Here is a 3931-nt window from a genome sequence, read left to right as displayed (position 1 = left end):
AATGAATCAATTACTTATAGCGGGAGTCTGCTTTATTTCAACGAACCTGACGGAATTAAAAAAATATACAAGGAAAGAAGTTCGGAAATGAAAAAAATAAATCCAGTGGATGAGCATGTGTACTCAATTAGAGATGAAAAAGACAGGGAAATTAACAGATATTATTATGAAAACGGAATATTACAATACGCAAAAATGCATCATCCATTGGGAACGATGGAATTAAAAAGAGTGATAGAAAGTAGCAATGATTAATTTTTCAGAAATACAGGATATTTACTTCATTTTACCGCTGGTGGGGTTTATTGTTGGCTTGTTTGGCACCATGGTTGGAGGAGGTGGCGGGTTTTTCTTTTTACCTGTTCTTACTCTCCTTTTAGCGGTGCCGGCCCAAACCGCTGTTATAACATCGCTGGTGGCAACTTTGCCCATTTGTATAGTTGGTTCATGGGGGCACTACCGCAAAAATCACATCCATTTTCGGATAGCCGCGCTTTTTATGATAACAGGAATTATCGGGGCGTTTATCGGTGCTGGAATAGCCAACAGCATTAGCGGTTCCGCATTAAAAGCGGCTTTCGGCGCTTATTCAATCCTGATTGCGCTTCACATGGTTTTTAATGCCGGAAAAAATAATAGTGAAGGTTTCAGCAAAAAGATTAGAATATCGCAGAAAAATTTAAAAACACTTACTGGTTCGTTTTTTGGAATGGCAGCCGGTTTAATTACCGGAACATTCGGTACAAGCGGAAGTGCGCCTGTCCTGGCAGGTTTGTTTTCAACAAAAATACCACTTAAAATGGTTATTGGCACATCGCTACTTGTGGTACTGGTGAATACAATTTTTGCCGTAGGCGCCCATTTTATTGTGGGAAAAATAGATTTAACACTGGTTGCTTTTCTTACCGCAGGCTCAACAATCGGAGCGCTAATTGGCCCTCATTTACTCGCAAAAATTCAAGTTGACAAATCAGAGAGCAAAGTAAAATATGTTTATGCAATCATTATGGCTGCTATCGGGGTTTTAATGATTTTAGGGAGGAATTAATTTTATGGAACGATTGATTTACAGTATTATATTGGGCTATTTTATTTTAGGCGGAATTGGTTTCTACCTGATTAACAGAAAAAAAGAACGCGATGTGGCCCGCAAAAGCTATACAAAGTTTGGCGTTTACTTTATAATCATAAATATCTTATTTTTTAGTATTACTGTTCAGACAGTTGTCTTTTCGTACCTGGCAATTTTAATTGTTGCGGTTGGATGTTTTGAGTTAAGCCGGCTATTCGTTTCTGCAAAATTTCAGCACAAGTTATTTTTTGTATTGTCTTTACTGGTTTATTTTACTCTTTCGGCGGGGGTTCTTATGTTTAGTTGGGCCGACAACAATTTAATCCTCCTCACTTTTTTGGTTCTTTCCATTTTCGACAGTTTTAGTCAGATCTCAGGGCAACTTTTTGGGCAGACTAAAATAATGCCGGGTATTAGCCCGAATAAAACATGGGGCGGTGTTGTTGGGGGAACAGTTATCTCCTTGCTAAGCGCATTCTTACTAAAAAATCTTTTTCGGGGAACAAATCCGGAATTATTTCTATTTGCTTTTGGAACCCTGTTTTTTGCATTTGCGGGTGATATTTTGGCCTCGCTTTACAAAAGAAAATTTCGGGTTAAAGATTACAGCAACTGGATTCCCGGGCACGGTGGTTTTCTCGACAGGTTTGATAGTTTAATTGCCGGCGGTGCCTGGGCAGCAATAGCTATACCAATTTTAGGAATTAAAAAAAAAAAGAAAAAATATCATGGGAAATATTGTAGTACTATCATTTGTATATTTAATCGGAATTGGCTTGTTACTGACTTTTAACGAGCTGGCATACAGGAGACTTAATCCGGAAGGAGAAATAACACGAAAATTTGCCCATTTTAGCTCAGTGCTGGCGACTGTGCCATTTCCATATATTTTTCCATCGCACTGTTACATTTTAGTACTTGCTCTCTTGTTTGCAGTCGTATTGTTTGTTACCCGAAAAGGGAATCAGCTAAAATCAATTCACGGAGTTACACGAAAATCGGTAGGAAGTTATTTGCTTCCCCTCTCAATTTACATCACTTTTTTGATTTCAAATATCAGCGGCAACAAGTTTTTATACATTCTCCCAATGCTGATCCTGGCCATCAGCGACCCTATGGCAGCCATTCTTGGAATCAATATAAAAGCTTACAACGGAAGAATAAAATTGATGGGGAGAAAACTAAATAAAACATGGTTGGGATCGGGCGCATTTCTGGTTTCAAGTTTTGTAACCAGTTTAATTGCGCTATACTTCCATCGCGGGGCTTATGATTTAAAAACATTTTGGCTGGCGCTAACCATTGGTGTTGTATGCACATTGGCAGAATTAATCAGTTGGCGGGGGTTTGATAATTTAAGCATCCCGCTGAGTGCCGTGGCGGTTTTAGCGTTATTCCTCTAAAAAAAACAGACAATTTTAAACAGATAAAAAATAGTACAATGAAACAATTAATCATACGAGGCGAAAATACTCTAAATATCCCCAATTTTATAAGTCTGTACCGGCTTCTGGCATTTCCGGTAATATTATACATGGCACTCACCGGGCACGAACAAGGATTTGTAATCCTGCTGTGCATTAGCTTGGTAAGCGATGTGCTGGACGGAAACATCGCCCGTTTTTTCAAATTGCAAACCCATTTTGGCGCCGCACTCGATAATTTGGCTGATATCTGTACCTATGCCATGGCATTGCTTGGTATATTCATTTTTAAATGGACAGAGATTGAACCTCATGCATTGATATTATATCTGTTTTTGGGCGTTTTTGTTCTAAGTTATATCGTCTCTTTTATGCGGTTTGGCAAGATTCCCGGATTGCATTTATATTCAGCAGTCTCAGCCGGATATGCACAAAGCATCTTCTTCTTTTTTTTGTTCGTGTTTGGATTTTACCCGTGGATGCTATACGTGGTTGCTACATGGGGAATAATTGCCTATACCGAGAAAATTTTCGTGCTTTTAAAACTCGATGATATAAAAATAGGAGTAAAAGGATTGTATTGGTTGATAAAAAAAGAGAAGGAGCAAGTACACTAATGAAACTACATAAATTTACGTTAGCCCTTTTGTTGGCCATAATATATACCGGGGCTTTTTCCAGTGAGATTACTGGTACCGTAAAAGACCTGAAGACGCAGGAATCAATCCCCTATGCAAATATATGGATAAAGGGCACAACCACAGGGACCATGTCGGATGTGGAAGGCCATTTTAAAATGAACCTGGAGAAGAATGACACGCTTTGTGTTTCTTCGGTTGGATATCAAAGAAGAGAGATCCCTTCTTTGGAAATTACCGAAACTCCCACTACTGTTTTTATGCAGGAAGAAGTAACGGAGTTGAGTGAAGTTACCGTAAAACCCGAAGTTTCGCGTGCAAAAGTTTTGCTGAAAAAAATCCAGGAGCGCAAAAAAGAAAACCGTGAAAACATTCAGAAGGTCAACGATTACAAAACGTTTGAACGGACAACGGTTTATTTGGCTGTCGATTCCACTTCGCGGACAAACCAGATTATCGACAACCTCGACGAAGTAACCATGAAACTTGATGGGCAGAGCTTAAGGTTCTCTCCCATTTATCTGGCCGAACTGGGCGAAAAAAATGTGGGCGGAAAAGACAGTGTGGTTTACAACCGAAAAGATGGAATTTTCCCCAAATTGAACCAAACCATTGAAAGCCTGATTCTTCTGAATGTGGTAATCGATATGGATTTCTACCGCGACCAGATAAAAATTCTTGGAAGGGGAATTACCTCGCCATTAAGCAATTCGGCCCAACTGCATTACGATTTTTATTTAAACGACAGCACCTACATTGGAGACACTAAATATTTTAGTTTTTCTTTCACCCCGAAA

General features: G+C 39.2%; 6 protein-coding genes. All 6 read left to right on the top strand.

Translation table 11 applies throughout. The features are described from left to right. A partial coding sequence (locus BUC07_RS21040) for a DUF6134 family protein (protein WP_217652748.1) occupies nucleotides 1–255 on the top strand: 255 nt, incomplete at its 5' end. Next, nucleotides 248–1048, top strand: a complete 801-nt coding sequence (locus BUC07_RS20330; RefSeq protein WP_073174168.1) for a sulfite exporter TauE/SafE family protein — start codon at nucleotides 248–250, stop codon at nucleotides 1046–1048. The genes BUC07_RS21040 and BUC07_RS20330, both read left to right, overlap by 8 nt. Nucleotides 1049–1052: 4 nt before the next feature. Next, complete coding sequence (locus BUC07_RS20325) at nucleotides 1053–1865, top strand: phosphatidate cytidylyltransferase (RefSeq protein WP_073174166.1); 813 nt, start codon at nucleotides 1053–1055, stop codon at nucleotides 1863–1865. Beyond that, a complete protein-coding gene (locus tag BUC07_RS20320; protein ID WP_073174164.1) occupies nucleotides 1801–2475 on the top strand; it encodes a diacylglycerol/polyprenol kinase family protein in 675 nt (224 codons plus the stop codon). Before BUC07_RS20325 ends, BUC07_RS20320 begins: the two co-directional genes overlap by 65 nt. Nucleotides 2476–2513: 38 nt before the next feature. Further along, entirely contained in the window at nucleotides 2514–3113 is a 600-nt protein-coding gene (locus BUC07_RS20315; RefSeq protein ID WP_073174162.1) for a CDP-alcohol phosphatidyltransferase family protein, read from the top strand. After that, nucleotides 3113–3931, top strand: an 819-nt coding sequence (locus BUC07_RS20310) for a carboxypeptidase-like regulatory domain-containing protein (protein ID WP_139279675.1), incomplete at its 3' end; no start/stop codon positions are given. The genes BUC07_RS20315 and BUC07_RS20310, both read left to right, overlap by 1 nt.

Origin of the sequence: Tangfeifania diversioriginum, assembly GCF_900141875.1 — a bacterium.
Taxonomy (GTDB): Bacteria; Bacteroidota; Bacteroidia; order Bacteroidales; family Prolixibacteraceae; genus Tangfeifania; species Tangfeifania diversioriginum.
The sequence above is the reverse complement of the archived record's forward strand: the minus strand, read 5'-3'. Positions and strand labels throughout refer to the sequence as shown.

Coding starts and splice junctions, on each gene's coding strand:
- BUC07_RS20320 (WP_073174164.1), top strand. CDS start 1,801: ATGGGAAATATTGTAGTACTATCATTTGTATATTTAATCGGAATTGGC.
- BUC07_RS20330 (WP_073174168.1), top strand. CDS start 248: ATGATTAATTTTTCAGAAATACAGGATATTTACTTCATTTTACCGCTG.
- BUC07_RS20325 (WP_073174166.1), top strand. CDS start 1,053: ATGGAACGATTGATTTACAGTATTATATTGGGCTATTTTATTTTAGGC.
- BUC07_RS20315 (WP_073174162.1), top strand. CDS start 2,514: ATGAAACAATTAATCATACGAGGCGAAAATACTCTAAATATCCCCAAT.